This window comes from Exiguobacterium sp. s163 (assembly GCF_018617135.1).
In the GTDB taxonomy this organism is placed as follows: domain Bacteria; phylum Bacillota; class Bacilli; order Exiguobacteriales; family Exiguobacteriaceae; genus Exiguobacterium; species Exiguobacterium profundum.
In genome coordinates this window covers 80189-93287 of the sequence record NZ_JACSJN010000006.1, presented here as the reverse complement: position 1 = coordinate 93287, position 13099 = coordinate 80189, and the positions used below count along the sequence as shown (strand labels likewise).

Here is a 13099-nt window from a genome sequence, read left to right as displayed (position 1 = left end):
AGGAATAATAATTGGTTTCTGCCCAAATCGAGATTGCCTACGAAAAGTTTGACTGAAAGGAGGAGAGCTGATGCGCATCGGAAAGTTACGCGTATTGTTAGAGCAGTATGGCGAGGCGACGTTACGCGATTTGCTCGTCGAAATGTACCGTCATACTCCTAAAGATGTGATTGATGATCAAGATTTTGATTTTATGATCAGCCAATTCACGCGCTATAAAGAGAAAAAAAATTCTGAAGAGCGACATTCGCTCTCGCAAACCATCACCTTGGCTGAACGGTTTGTTGATTCTGCGTACGAACATTTGTACATTCGTCCGAATCAAGTCATGTCAGAACGCGACCAAAAAAATTGGTACATTCATGCTAAAAAAATCATTCGCGATTTAGCACATTACGCCGAGGAATACACAGAAGCACGTACGATGTATGAAGAAATGTTTTACCTCCTCTCTACATCAGCTGGCGAAGAACCGCTCTTCTCTACGAGTGACCCGTTTCGCCTTTTAAAAATTTCACAAGTCACCATGCTCAAGCAACTCATTCACTACTATCAGCTCGATGCCCCGATTGATACCGTTTGGATTGACCGCGCCCTATACACCGCACTCTACGTGCCAAAAGATGTTGATTCTACACGAATTGATTTACTCTCAACGCTACCCATCGAACACAGTCATGCCAATACAAGAAAACTCCTTCACTCCCGTCTCTTAAAACTTTGCGATCGGATGTTAGAGAAGTCCCAAACAGAGGATACCGCGCTCGAAAACTATCAAGCGCTTAAAATGTTAGAACTCCGCCTTCTCGTCGCTGAAGGGAATTTGAAAGAAGCGGAACAAAAATTGTTCTCTGAATATATCCCATTCTTTTCTCATCGCTCCGAACCATTTCGGGTATATGTCGACTTTTTAGAGAGTCACGGACACACTAGTGAGACGAAGCGCTTAAAACGAATTGCTAAAGAAAAGCGAATCCGATTTTAAAAAAAGGGAGTCAATCGATGGGATCGATTGACTCCAATACATGATATGAACGAGGGGTGTTCATTTGAAAAGGAGGACAGAAAGTTGGTGCAGAACTTTCTTCCTACACATATAAGTATAAGGGAACGATTGTAACCGTTACCAAATCACTTATTGCATTTTTGTGAACGTTTTCACGTTATTCAATCGTGTTCATCATGCCAAGTCCGATGACAGATAACAACACAATTAATACGAACAAATACACCATTTCATTCGGCGATTGAAATCCTTCATGAATTTCTACATCTTCTTCGACAATGATATTTTCATGAATGACGACCGGTTCTGTCTCGGCCATGGCTGCAGACGGTGTTACCGTCAACCAAAGCACAGAAACCAGAATCAGTTGATAAATGTATTTCATCATATACTCCTACTCCGTGTTTTCATTGTGTTTAAGTATAGCACGTCTCAACCGTTCGTTGCGCTGACATTTGATGAATCTCACAGATGAACGATGAAACGAAATCCATTTCATCGTATTGGGCGGATATGTTCTATTTTACTCGAACCTTTTTCTTACGTAATTGATTTTTTCTCGAGTCAGTTTTCATCATACTGCCACACCCCACGATACAAGATAGCGCTTACAATTTATTTGTACTTATCATTTGATAAAGAAAGAAGGATTCTTCGTGAAACGAGCGCTACGTTTTGTAGAATGCAGGCAATTACCCTTACATGAGCGTATTTCCATTCAGTCGCTATATCCTTTAAGCAAGGCCCCTTTGCTTCTCTCCCTTCCCTCGCATCATCACGTCTACGTCGCACTCAATCGAGATACCCCACTCGCTTCAATCGTCGCAAACGACGAACAGCTTGAAACGGATCATGCCATTCGCCTCTCTCAAGCCACATATGGTGATCGTCACGTCTTTCGCGGACTACTTCATCGTTTGATCTATGTACGAAGTCGAGAAACAAAGTACCCGATTACGTACTATCTTCAGGAAGAGGATTCTCATAATCAAGACAAGCATCGAATATATGAAGCAGCAGGGTTTCAAGTATTTCATCAAACCAAAACGTACCATCTACCATTCATCCCTTGCGAGAAAGCAACCCATACCAATTGGACACTCGAATTGGTGGACTATTCAAGAAGAGCAGATTGGCTCACATTTCGAAATGAACATTGTCATCTCCTTCCGGGTGCCATTTCGATGACAGATGAACAATTCGCACGAGAAGTTCGCCAGCAAACATTGTTCTATTCCGTGAAGTGGAACCGACAAGTGATTGGAATCATGAAAGTACGCTTACATATGTACCATATTTCAATACAAGAGATGCACGTTGACTGTGACGAGACTTTATTGCGGGAAGCTATTTCATTCCTTCAACAAAAATTTTTCTACATGTTCCGATACATTGAAGAGGCACATATTTCAGCAACAAGTTTGCAACCTGATTTGAGTTATACACTTCGTCGTCACGGCGCCCAAATCTCGAGTATTTGTCGTTATACGTACATACTACAGGCACCACCGACCCCGATTTATTCCTAAACAATCAAAAGACGTCGAGCAAACCAACTTTTTCTCAAAGGAAAAAGTTGTTCATTCGACGTCTTTTATTCTGCAGCAGTAGTCGACTCCATCGCTAGAGGCGGCATCGCTTCAAACAGTTCTGTCCGAAGCCCCGTATCTCTCAAATCGAGCGATTCAATCCGATCGAACTTAATTTTGCGATCGACGACGTTAAACCAATACGTAATGTTTGGTTCATCTTTAAAACGAATCGCATAATTCGACCCATTTAAATGAAAGTCGACCTCGGTAGACAGTAACTCGGTCGGACCAATCTGTTTATGGGTCGTTAATCGTTCAAGGACAACCTGTTCTTCATTGATGCGATAGTCGACAAACGTCGCAAGCGAGAGTCCAAACACAAATGATACAAAGGCGAAAGTGCCCACCAAACCCATCGTGATTTTTCCGTTCATTTCGCTGTCCCTCCCTCTCCTATTATATCGGATAGGCTTGAAACGTTGTGAAGTGACATTTTGTTCAACTTTAGGCAAACTGAAGCAGAAGGAGGAATGTACATGCATATCGATCATACTGGGATTGCCGTTCGAGACTTAGACGAGGCGATCACATTTTACACGACGGTCTTAGGAGGAAAACTCGTGGACCGCTATACGAACACGGCCATCGGGGTCGAGACCGAATTGGCCGTCATTCATATTGGAGAGGATGTCATCGAATTGTTGCGTCCGACTAGTAAGACGAGTCCGATTGCCCGGTTCATGAAAGCTCGAGAGAAGGGTGTTCATCATATCGCCTATCGTGTCGACGATTTGGACGAAGCGATGGCCGCTCACAAACAAAATGGCATCACCTTTTTAGAAGACACGCTGCGTACGACCGTGAAAGGTAGACGCTTAATCTACATGGACCCGCGTCATTCAGGCGGTGTGATTACCGAGCTTTGTGATTATCCTAGAGAAAAGCAGTAAGAGTGGTCCTCTTACTGCTTCATCATGGTTTCTTCTATGATTTGACGATTCTTCTCTTTTAACCGTTCATTATGAGAGGACACCATTGCGGTAGCATTCGCATTCGGGTCAATGTATGTTTTGGCCCGGTTCACCGCATTCGCAGCATCTTGAAACGCTCCAGCGATGAGATGTACTTTCCCTTCATGCGTGAGAATATCACCGGCAGCGTACAATCCCGGTATGGATGACTCGCTACCTGAATTCCCTTTCACATAAAACCCATCCTTCATCTCGACCTGCAATTCGCTGTTCCGAAGCAACTCCGCGTCTTGTTCATATCCGTGATTGATGACCACTTCATCGACCTCGATTACGCTCGTCTCTCCTGTTTCGACATGAGTCAAAAGAACTTGTTGAATCGATTTCCCATCGTGAGAAATCAAATCCGTCACTTTTGATCGTGGGCAACAGTCGACTCGACCCTGTTTAATTTTTTCAACTTGTGCTTCATGTCCACTGAGTTCTTCTTTTCGATACGTCAGCACGACCTGCTCTGCAATCGGCTCGAGCGCATTCGCCCAATCGACTGCACTATTGCCGCCACCCGATATCAAGACGCGCTTTCCTTTAAAGCGTTCAAGTGATTTAACCGTGTAATGGAGGTTCGACAATTCGAACCGCTCCGCCCCGCTCACTTCAACCTTATGCGGTTTGAGGATCCCGCTTCCTGTCGCAACGATGACGGTTTTGGAAATGTGATGACCGTTCGTCGTGTCGATCCCGAACAAATCGTCTGAACGCTTAGAGATCGACTCCACCTTCTCGCCAAGAAGGACCGTCGGAGAGAAGGTGAGACCTTGCTCGACGAGTTGGTCGATCAGTTTTGCCCCAGTCGTCGGTAGGAGACCACCTACATCCCAAACCATTTTCTCTGGATAGACATGTACTTTCCCGCCTAAAAAAGGTTGAAATTCGATAATTTTCGTCTTCATACCTCGTAAACCGCTGTAAAAAGCGGCATACAATCCAGCCGGTCCCCCACCGATAATCGTCACGTCGAATACTTCCTCGTTCATCGTCGCACCCTTCCTCTCTATATACGTAAAAATGATAATCATTCTCATTAGATGATAACCTGTTTTGGTCACTTTGACAATTTTTTTCGAATATCGTCCTGATGGATTTGGTTTTTCTTATGCGTAGGTCGGGTAATGAAACATGAATCAAAAGGGAGGATGTGCGTGATGAATTGGATGGATGTCCTATTAATCGTCGTATCATTTTTTTGGCTAGTTGAGACGTGGCGATTTCGTAACCGAAAAGAGGCAACAGACGGGGCTGTCGAGCGGAAGAGCTTTTACTTTGTAGCGACGACGATGATTGGCGTCTTCGTGTTGTCTATGATCTCTTCGCTTGTTTTCGAATCACAGCCTTCGACAGTTCAACGAATCATCGGACTTACTTTTTACATAGCCGGCGTGTCGTTACGTTATTGGGGGATTTTACATTTACGTCATCAATTCACACGACATGTCGTCGTCCGACCGGAAGACGAACTCGTCAGCTCGGGACCGTATCGTTACTTACGCCACCCTCTTTACACAGGGTTGTTATTGATTACGTTCGGATTCTCGCTCTACTTTATTCATTGGGGGATCGCACTGATTGGCGCGGGTCTCACCTCGCTTGCGTTACTGTACCGCATTCGAATCGAGGAAGGTATGCTCATTCGCCATTTCGGTCAGTCTTACCAATCCTGGTCGAAGACGCGCAAGCGCCTCTTCCCCTTCATCTATTAAAAAGGAATCCGGCTCATCGCTGGACTCCTTTTTCATTTAGACAGAATATTTGCTGAGTAATCGGACGACGATGACCCCCGCGATGAATGCGACGATACTGAGTATCCACATGACTCCAGAAGCTGGTACACCCGGAAACACGACGGCGAGTGAGCCGATGACCAATCCGATAATGACGGAGAACGTCATTCCCGGGAAATTCGCCAATAAGTAACGAATGACTTTACTACTTACAACGAACCCGACGGCCACTCCAGCACCGACAATCCCGATAATCAACAGATTGAAGTTTGAGATGGCGCTGATGACGGTCGGATAAACACCAATTAACAACAAGACGAATGAACCGCTAATTCCAGGAAGCAACATCGCCATGCTGCCCAACCAACCGGAGAAGAATAAGAGAAGCGCCGTCCCGAACGTCACGTCTGTCATAATCGACGAATCAACCGGATTCAGAAATGCCATACTCGCGACAAGGATGGTTGCGACAACCATGGCAATGACATGGACCGGACGAATCGATGCGCGTGATTTAAATTCCACGAATAGAAGTGGAATAATCCCTAAAATCAATCCGATAAAGAAAAATTGTGTCGGTGCATAATACTCCAGCAATAAGTATTCAATAACTCGACTCAGTGCGATAATGGCTGTCCCCATTCCAATTGCCAATGGAATCAAGAACCCGATATATTTTTTCCAATATCGGCTAAATACGCCGCTAATCGCTTCGATGAGTTGATCGTAGATGCCTAAAATGACTGCAATGGTACCACCGCTTACACCAGGGATTAAATCACTCGTCCCCATGGCCATCCCTCGCCAAATGTTCTTCCACTCCATAATGTATCTCCTTTACGTATATCTTTCCTCAAGCACTTAGTATAGTCGAGAAAAGAAGTTTGCGCATCCGCTTTTAGACTGAGAAAGGAGTCGAATTGATTTCTTTGATCATATAGTCAAATCTCGCCCCAGAAATGTTGATTTCGTTTTCCTTATGGAAGCCGAGACGTGTGTATAAGCGATGTGCCGCAGGATTTTCTTGATCCACGTTCAATGTAACGGCGGGCACACCGCGTTCTTTCGCAACGAGACAAACGTGTTCGATTAACTTCGTCCCGATTCCACGACCTCCATACGCCTCTGCGACAGCCAGTGAATCAATGTATTGGACATAACCTTCCGTTTCAACGTCCACCTCTTCTCCACTTCCATGCGCCGTCAACCATTCTCGAATCGGTCGATCCAATTCTTCTGCCTTATCCCCACGATACGAGATGATCATTCCGGCAACTTCTCCTTCAAAATCCGCCACCCAGATGTTTTCGTGACTTAAGCGGTTATTTGGTTTCTCTACCCACATCGCTAGTCGCTCCAATACCTCAGGTGTATCCGTTGATGCCGTCAATGTGTACGCAATCTCATGGATCGCTTGATACATGAGTGGTGCAATTTGTTTACTATCTTGTTTGGTTGCTTGTCGAATATTCATGATTGATCCCTCCATCATCCAGTCTAGCATAGCCCGGCACATCGGTTGTTTGTCCACACTCGTTTTGTGGCATCATATAGAGTGAAAGGGGCGAATCGAAATGAAAGCTATTCTTACAGGAATGAACGGTACAGTGGCACCCGTTGTTGCCGAAACGTTGCAGCGCCACGGAATTGAAGGGATTGCGTGGAATCGCGAGCAAGTGTCCACGACAAACGAAGAGGAAATGCGAGAATTCATCGAGCGCATCCGACCGGACTACTTTTTACATATCGGTATGGGCGCGGTGGAGTGGGCCGAGACGCTCGCTCGTTTATGTGGTGAGGCGAAAATCCCTTTCCTGTTCACGAGCACGGTTTCAATTTTTTCAGATGAAGTGACCGGACCGATTTCCCCAGATACGCTACCAGATGCCGAGGATGACTATGGAAAGTATAAGCGTGAGTGCGAACGTGCGATTATGAACGCCAATCCTGGTGCTCAAATCGTTCGTCTCGGATGGCAAATCGGGGATGAGGCCGGATCGAATAATATGATGGACTATTTTACGAACGAGATGAAGCAACGAGGGGTCATCCAAGCGAGTGAGCATTGGTATCCATCATGTTCATTTTTAGTAGACACGGCAGACGCGCTATTTGAAATTTTGACTAAACGTGGACCGGGCATCTATCAGTTAAACGGAAATGCGAACTATTCCCTATACGACATCGCCGTCGGACTAAAAGAGCTTCATGACACCGACTGGCAGATTGAATGTACCGATGAACCGAAACGGGATAATCGAATGATCGATTCATCGGTCTCGATTCGTCCCATCTCCAAACACCTAAATTTGCAAACGAAGTAAATTCAAAGTCGCCTACTCCCATCGAGTAGGCGACTTTTTTATTGATTTCGAGTTAGATGAGTCAATCGCAATTTACTTTTCGGCAGACTCGGCATGTCTACAAAACTATAGCTTAAGTCTTGAGGCGGGACCGTGTAGGCGTATTCCTTAGTAAACAACTCAATGACTTGTGCAAGAATTGCAATGGTCACATGTTCGCCGGCACATCGATGTCCAAAATCTACATCTCCCCCACCTTGCGGAATAAAGTTAAACGGACTCTCGTTCCAATCTTTAAAACGAGAGGGATCGAATCGATCCGGCTCCGTCCAAATAGAGGAGTCATGATTCGTACCGTACAAATCAAGAAGCGTCAGCGTCCCTTCCGAAAATGCATAGCCGTCCCATTCAAAATCGGTTTTGACACGAGCTGCCGCTACAGGGAAAAATGGATAAAACCGTCTCACTTCCTGGACAAATTCTGTTTTCGAGACCTCTCCCCGCTCTACCTGCTCTTTTACATCCGGGAACTGATGTAAAGCTAAGACAGTGAAGAGGACATACACCGAGATTGCGACAGTCGGGCGTAAAATGTTCAATACTTCGACCGCCACGACGTCTTCAGGTAATAACTCTCCGGATTCATCCCGGTGCCACGAAAATTCGTACAGCGCCGTATGTTCGTTCGGCAATAATCGATTCGACCGCACTTCTTTTACCATCTGACGAATCCAGGCTTCAGCGGAACTTCGTGCCTTCCGACCTTGTAAATACGTCGGACCAAGAGACGTACCCGATTCAAATAATAACCTCATCTCTTCAGTGCGCTTCCCCACTTCTTCTTTCGCAAGTGGAACTCCCGACCATTCACACACGGCCTTCATCAACACTTCTTGTGCAATATCGTATAAGACGATTTCCTCTCCCATTCGTTCAATCTGGTTCCACTCACGATATGTCAATCGGAGCAATCGATCTATATTTTCTTTTGTCATCAATGACATGAACATATGTTTTCGATGCGTATGTGCCGCACCATCTAGTGTTTGGACCCCATCTTCTCCAAACAAGGTTTTCAATAGACGTTTCGGAGCAGCATCCTGACGCCTGAATTTGTCTGCATCATAGAACACTTCTGCCGCCTCTTCGCCTCCAAGGCAAATCACGCGCTCCCCGAGCAGGCGCGACTCAAAGATATTCGACTGAAAACTTTTGCGTCGATTCGCGACAAACAAATATCCTTCCCGTAAAAAATCGACACTATGGTCGAGACCTTCTTGTTTCGGTATGACTTTCCCCATCCAACTCACCCTTTCTCTTTTTTCGAACTATAGAGGATGTTCCCCCGTTTTTAGAGAACAAACCTAATATTGAAAGGAGCGAGCGACATGTTGCCTTTCTTACTGACATTGCGTCGAATTGTACGCGGAGTCTGGTGTGGTCTCCGTGACCCTGAGTTCCAAGTCTTATTCAGTCTTGCCTTCCTTACCGTCCTCTCCTGTACACTTTTTTTACACCCGGTTCGAGGAGATGCGTTGGTTGGACGCACTTTACTTCAGTGTCATCACCCTAACTACCATTGGATATGGTGATTTTGCCCCACAGACCGACATCGGAAAATATTCACCATCGGATATGTATTGACCGGGGTGGGCATCATGGTTGGCTTTATCACAAAAGTGTTTGATCATTTACAAAAAGCACGACTCGATGAATTAGAAGCAAAACAAAAGACGCCACCCTCTGATTCATAAGGATGGCGTCCTTTCGTTTAGGAAACTTTTCGATTTTCAATTTCAAGCTGTTGGTTGAAACGCTTCGTCTCGGCAATGACAACACCCGACAAGAACAAGAGACCAATCAAGTTCGGGATGGCCATTAAGCCGTTGAAGACATCCGATAACGCCCATACCAAGTTCAAGTTTGTCGTCATGGCACCGAGTCCCGCGACGAGTACAAAAGCAATCCGATAGGGAAGAATCGACTTTTGTCCGAACAAGTAATGGATGGAGCGTTCGCCGTAATACGACCAACCGAGCACGGTCGAATAGGCGAACAAAACGAGCCCGATTGTGACAATATAACCGCCGGCTGGTCCGAGGAACAGTTCAAATGTAGCTGAAGTCAATTCGACCCCTTCAAGTCCTGTCTCGATTTGACCACCCATGACGAGTGTCAATCCTGTCACAGAACAGACGACAAGCGTGTCCAAGAAGACTTGAGTCATCGAGACGAGCGCCTGACGACCCGGCATATCTGTTTTCGCTGCCGCTGCTGCGATCGGAGCAGAGCCAAGACCTGCTTCGTTCGAGAAGACACCACGTGCCACCCCGTATCGAATGGCAGCTCCGATGGCCCCTCCACCGATTGCTTCTGCACTGAACGTACTGCTAAAGATGAGTGCGAACGCATCCGGAATCAGTGAGTAATTCATCACCATGATGATGAGACCGCTACCTAAGTAGAAGGCAATCATGACGGGGACGAAGTAACTGACCACTTTCCCGATGGAACGCACGCCTCCGAGAATGACCGCTCCTGTAAAAATCATAATGAGAATCCCTGATATGTAAAGTGGTACGTCAAACGTTGTTTTGAGCGCAAGCGCGACCGAGTTCGTTTGGACCCCGTTTCCAATACCGAACGCCGCAATCGATGCGAATGCAGCAAATGCTACTGCTAACCATCGTTGATTCAACCCTCGTTCTAGATAGTACATCGGTCCACCAGCCATTTGACCGCGCTCATCAGTGACCCGATACTTCACGGCAAGAACTGCCTCTGCGTATTTCGTTGCCATCCCAAAGAAACCGGACACCCACATCCATACGATGGCTCCCGGTCCTCCTAATACGACCGCTGTCGACACCCCGACGATATTCCCCGTACCGACAGTCGCCGCCAGAGCGGTCATGAGCGCCTGGAAGTGACTGATGTCCCCTTTAGAGGATTGATCCTGATTTTTCGAAAACGCCAATTTCAACGCATACGGTAATTTGGTGATTTGAATTCCACCTAGACGCACCGTCAAGTAAATGCCTGTCCCCACAAGCAAAATCAAGAGCGGTGGTCCCCATACAAAGTTGGACACCGTACTCACCCATTCACTAAATGATTGCCCCATACAAAGTATCCCCTTCCCCCGAAAAATAGTGTACACCTCTATTTTTTCAGAATACTTAGAACAATGCAAAAGTATTGTACTAAAACAACTGATTCATTGTTTGTTCTGTACAAAAACAGCGAGACGAACTCAATCGTCTCGCTGTGACTCAGGTTTCTCTCGTTGTAAAGGCGCTTTCCAATCAAATGTATCCGGAACATAATCGAGCCCGCCTGGATGAAACGGCTGACAGCGAATGAGTCGGCGAGCGGTTAAATAACTGCCTTTGACAGCCCCATGTTTTTCGATTGCTTCGATTCCGTAGTGCGAACAGCTCGGATAAAATCGGCACGTTGGCGGCTTTAATGGTGAAATAAAACGCTGATAACCTTGAATCCCTTTTACTAGTACACGTTTCACACGATTTCGCCTCACTCTTTTGAATTAGTGCCATCATAGCGCGATTTGAAACGTTTGTCATGTTCGTCGATTCCTATGTCAAATCGTTTTCCATCTCTTTACAAATGAGCAGGATGGGCGATATTCGAGTGTATGTTTGTTATGATAGTCAACATAACTATTGACCGAATCGAAAAGAAGAGGTGACGAATGATGAATCAACTACTAATGGTCGGTGCAGGATCGATGAGCGAGGCACTCGTTCGCGGGTGGATCGACTCGGGCATCGAACCGACACACATCACAATGACAAACCGAAGTGACCGGGAGCGTTTACTCTTCCTACAAGATGAACTCGGCGTTCAAATCGTCGAGGACGAAAACGTGAACGACTATGACATCGTCGTATTAGCGATGCAACCAGATGGCGTCATGCCATATGTAGAATCGAAAGAATGGAAGACACCGTTACTCGTCTCGGTCGCGGCACATATCGAACCGAGCCAGTTAGAAGAGGCTTCAGGGTTACCAGCCGTATGCGCCATGCCGAACACGCCTGTCGCCTATCGGAGCGGGATGACGGGTCTATGGTTCGGTCCAGAAACTGATGAGGCTGATCGCGCAAAAGCGACTTCTCTCTTTGAACGGGTCGGACGAACGGCCGTCACCGATGCGAAGACGATGTCGGCCTTTATGGCTGCTGCCGGGTGCAGCCCGGCCTTCTTCTATGAAATCGTGGGTGCGATGACGCCCGTCCTAACGGATGTCGGTTACGATGAACAGACAGCGCGTCAAATTGTCGCTCAAGCGATGAAAGGCTCCGCTGAGTTGTTGTCTCATGAAACACGGAAGACGAATGAACTGATTGCCGACGTGGCCGCTCCAGGCGGACCGACAGACCGAGGCGTCGGCGTGCTTCAGGAACGGAACCTTGCTGACGTGATGGCTTCAGCCTTGCGTGAAAGTGCCAAAGAAGATCATGAAACGATCGAGAAACCATAAAAAATGGATGGAAGCGACTCGCTTCCATCCATTTTTTCAATTGATTGTATGTATGATGGACACAATCAAACCCACCACTAAAATCCCCGGTAATAAATTGGCCACGCGAATTTTAGTGATTCCAACCAAGTTCAAGCCAATCGCCACAATCATGACTCCACCGGTCGCGGTCATCTCTAAAATAAAGCTGTCCATGAGCGACTCCGGAATGAACTTCATGATTTGAATGGCGAGTAACGCGATTCCGCCCTGATACAGTAACACTGGAACTGCTGAAAACATGACCCCAATCCCAAGTGTCGAACTTAACACGAGGGCCGTAAAACCATCAATCAACCCTTTCGTGTATAACACGTCATGATCACCACGTAACCCGCTATCGAGCGCCCCGATAATGGCCATCGCCCCGATCACGAAAATGAGCGTGGCCGTTACGAATCCTTCCGCTACACTCGATTGACTCCCAAGGCGCCGTTCGAGCCGATAACCGACTTCATTCAATAATTCATCTAACTTCCACCATTCCCCGAGCGCAGACCCGACGACTAGACTTCCGATGACGATTAAGAAGTTCTCACTTTTCATCCCCATTTGAATCCCAAGCAAGATGACCGCAAGCCCGATTGCCGCCGTCACCGTCTCTTTCATACGCTCCGGAATGCGGTGAAATAAGAGACCTAGCAATGCCCCGATGACAATTAGTCCGGCATTGACGAGGGTTCCCGTTAGAACCATGTCGCATTCCCCGTTTCATTATGTATTGAAAGGAATATACCAATTGCTTTCGTGCCATGTCAACATACAAAAAAAGAGCCACTTCTCGCAAGAAGTGGCTTCGCGGAAACCCATGTTCCGGTGGGTTTCTCGAGGGTTTGGCACCCAAGTGATTCTGACTGGGCTCGAACCAGCGACCTCTACCCTGTCAAGGTAGCGCTCTCCCAGCTGAGCTACAGAATCAGGTCGTGTCCTCTCTTAAGGACACTATTAATATATCAAGAAACT

15 protein-coding genes, 1 tRNA gene and 1 pseudogene are annotated in these 13099 nt (G+C 46.6%); 7 read left to right on the top strand and 10 right to left on the bottom strand.

Annotated features, from left to right (window positions below):
* Positions 1–70: 70 nt before the first annotated feature.
* A complete protein-coding gene (locus tag KNO71_RS14445; RefSeq protein WP_078146313.1) occupies positions 71–985 on the top strand; it encodes a hypothetical protein in 915 nt (304 codons plus the stop codon).
* Between the two features lie 178 nt (positions 986–1163).
* Here the strand turns inward: KNO71_RS14445 and KNO71_RS14440 are convergent, their stop codons facing one another.
* Positions 1164–1391, bottom strand: coding sequence for a hypothetical protein (locus tag KNO71_RS14440; RefSeq protein ID WP_031421006.1), 228 nt, complete (start codon positions 1389–1391; stop codon positions 1164–1166).
* Positions 1392–1662: 271 nt separating this feature from the next.
* Here KNO71_RS14440 and KNO71_RS14435 point away from each other — a divergent pair, with 271 nt between their 5' ends.
* On the top strand, positions 1663–2535 hold the full coding sequence (locus KNO71_RS14435) for a hypothetical protein (RefSeq protein WP_214685535.1): 873 nt from the start codon (positions 1663–1665) through the stop codon (positions 2533–2535).
* Between the two features lie 65 nt (positions 2536–2600).
* On the opposite strand, the gene KNO71_RS14430 is transcribed toward KNO71_RS14435, so the two are convergent.
* The gene (locus KNO71_RS14430; RefSeq protein WP_074037773.1) at positions 2601–2972 is read right to left on the bottom strand and encodes a hypothetical protein; all 372 of its coding nucleotides are present in this window, start codon (positions 2970–2972) and stop codon (positions 2601–2603) included.
* 102 nt (positions 2973–3074) lie between these two features.
* Here KNO71_RS14430 and KNO71_RS14425 point away from each other — a divergent pair, with 102 nt between their 5' ends.
* On the top strand, positions 3075–3488 hold the full coding sequence (locus KNO71_RS14425) for a VOC family protein (protein ID WP_214689128.1): 414 nt from the start codon (positions 3075–3077) through the stop codon (positions 3486–3488).
* 11 nt (positions 3489–3499) lie between these two features.
* Here KNO71_RS14425 and KNO71_RS14420 read toward each other — a convergent pair whose 3' ends face one another.
* Positions 3500–4546, bottom strand: coding sequence for an NAD(P)/FAD-dependent oxidoreductase (locus KNO71_RS14420; RefSeq protein ID WP_074037775.1), 1047 nt, complete (start codon positions 4544–4546; stop codon positions 3500–3502).
* Between the two features lie 168 nt (positions 4547–4714).
* Here KNO71_RS14420 and KNO71_RS14415 point away from each other — a divergent pair, with 168 nt between their 5' ends.
* Complete coding sequence (locus KNO71_RS14415; protein ID WP_074037776.1) at positions 4715–5269, top strand: methyltransferase family protein; 555 nt, start codon at positions 4715–4717, stop codon at positions 5267–5269.
* A gap of 36 nt (positions 5270–5305) precedes the next feature.
* Here KNO71_RS14415 and KNO71_RS14410 read toward each other — a convergent pair whose 3' ends face one another.
* Both KNO71_RS14410 and KNO71_RS14405 read right to left on the bottom strand, forming a co-directional pair.
* Positions 5306–6115 carry a DUF368 domain-containing protein gene (locus tag KNO71_RS14410; protein WP_214689126.1) on the bottom strand — a complete coding sequence of 270 codons (810 nt, stop codon included), beginning with the start codon at positions 6113–6115 and terminating at the stop codon, positions 5306–5308.
* A gap of 73 nt (positions 6116–6188) precedes the next feature.
* Positions 6189–6764, bottom strand: a complete 576-nt coding sequence (locus KNO71_RS14405; RefSeq protein WP_214689124.1) for a GNAT family N-acetyltransferase — start codon at positions 6762–6764, stop codon at positions 6189–6191.
* Between the two features lie 100 nt (positions 6765–6864).
* Here KNO71_RS14405 and KNO71_RS14400 point away from each other — a divergent pair, with 100 nt between their 5' ends.
* Complete coding sequence (locus tag KNO71_RS14400; RefSeq protein ID WP_214689122.1) at positions 6865–7614, top strand: sugar nucleotide-binding protein; 750 nt, start codon at positions 6865–6867, stop codon at positions 7612–7614.
* Between the two features lie 38 nt (positions 7615–7652).
* On the opposite strand, the gene KNO71_RS14395 is transcribed toward KNO71_RS14400, so the two are convergent.
* On the bottom strand, positions 7653–8894 hold the full coding sequence (locus KNO71_RS14395) for a cytochrome P450 (RefSeq protein WP_214685529.1): 1242 nt from the start codon (positions 8892–8894) through the stop codon (positions 7653–7655).
* An 87-nt stretch (positions 8895–8981) separates the two neighbouring features.
* On the opposite strand from KNO71_RS14395, the pseudogene KNO71_RS14390 reads away from it, so the two are divergent.
* Positions 8982–9347 (top strand): annotated as a pseudogene (locus KNO71_RS14390) (potassium channel family protein).
* A 17-nt stretch (positions 9348–9364) separates the two neighbouring features.
* On the opposite strand, the gene KNO71_RS14385 reads toward KNO71_RS14390, so the two are convergent.
* Both KNO71_RS14385 and yidD read right to left on the bottom strand, forming a co-directional pair.
* Positions 9365–10717: an alanine/glycine:cation symporter family protein gene (locus tag KNO71_RS14385; RefSeq protein WP_214685527.1), complete on the bottom strand. Its 1353-nt coding sequence runs from the start codon at positions 10715–10717 to the stop codon at positions 9365–9367.
* 129 nt (positions 10718–10846) lie between these two features.
* Positions 10847–11116 (bottom strand): membrane protein insertion efficiency factor YidD, encoded by a 270-nt coding sequence (gene yidD / locus KNO71_RS14380; RefSeq protein WP_015880777.1) that lies wholly within the window; start codon positions 11114–11116, stop codon positions 10847–10849.
* Between the two features lie 192 nt (positions 11117–11308).
* Here yidD and KNO71_RS14375 point away from each other — a divergent pair, with 192 nt between their 5' ends.
* Positions 11309–12097 (top strand): pyrroline-5-carboxylate reductase family protein, encoded by a 789-nt coding sequence (locus KNO71_RS14375; protein ID WP_251024998.1) that lies wholly within the window; start codon positions 11309–11311, stop codon positions 12095–12097.
* Between the two features lie 36 nt (positions 12098–12133).
* Here KNO71_RS14375 and KNO71_RS14370 read toward each other — a convergent pair whose 3' ends face one another.
* A complete protein-coding gene (locus tag KNO71_RS14370) occupies positions 12134–12832 on the bottom strand; it encodes a DUF554 domain-containing protein (protein ID WP_214689120.1) in 699 nt (232 codons plus the stop codon).
* Between the two features lie 149 nt (positions 12833–12981).
* A tRNA-Val gene (locus tag KNO71_RS14365) sits at positions 12982–13054 on the bottom strand.
* Positions 13055–13099 lie beyond the last annotated feature (45 nt).

Bases quoted from the DNA above. Each gene is read 5' to 3' on its own strand.
- KNO71_RS14445 (WP_078146313.1), top strand. From the start codon at position 71: ATGCGCATCGGAAAGTTACGCGTATTGTTAGAGCAGTATGGCGAGGCG.
- KNO71_RS14440 (WP_031421006.1), bottom strand. From the start codon at position 1,391: ATGAAATACATTTATCAACTGATTCTGGTTTCTGTGCTTTGGTTGACG.
- KNO71_RS14430 (WP_074037773.1), bottom strand. From the start codon at position 2,972: ATGAACGGAAAAATCACGATGGGTTTGGTGGGCACTTTCGCCTTTGTA.
- KNO71_RS14425 (WP_214689128.1), top strand. From the start codon at position 3,075: ATGCATATCGATCATACTGGGATTGCCGTTCGAGACTTAGACGAGGCG.
- KNO71_RS14420 (WP_074037775.1), bottom strand. From the start codon at position 4,546: ATGAACGAGGAAGTATTCGACGTGACGATTATCGGTGGGGGACCGGCT.
- KNO71_RS14415 (WP_074037776.1), top strand. From the start codon at position 4,715: ATGAATTGGATGGATGTCCTATTAATCGTCGTATCATTTTTTTGGCTA.
- KNO71_RS14410 (WP_214689126.1), bottom strand. From the start codon at position 6,115: ATGGAGTGGAAGAACATTTGGCGAGGGATGGCCATGGGGACGAGTGAT.
- KNO71_RS14405 (WP_214689124.1), bottom strand. From the start codon at position 6,764: ATGAATATTCGACAAGCAACCAAACAAGATAGTAAACAAATTGCACCA.
- KNO71_RS14400 (WP_214689122.1), top strand. From the start codon at position 6,865: ATGAAAGCTATTCTTACAGGAATGAACGGTACAGTGGCACCCGTTGTT.
- KNO71_RS14395 (WP_214685529.1), bottom strand. From the start codon at position 8,894: ATGGGGAAAGTCATACCGAAACAAGAAGGTCTCGACCATAGTGTCGAT.
- KNO71_RS14385 (WP_214685527.1), bottom strand. From the start codon at position 10,717: ATGGGGCAATCATTTAGTGAATGGGTGAGTACGGTGTCCAACTTTGTA.
- KNO71_RS14375 (WP_251024998.1), top strand. From the start codon at position 11,309: ATGAATCAACTACTAATGGTCGGTGCAGGATCGATGAGCGAGGCACTC.
- KNO71_RS14370 (WP_214689120.1), bottom strand. From the start codon at position 12,832: ATGGTTCTAACGGGAACCCTCGTCAATGCCGGACTAATTGTCATCGGG.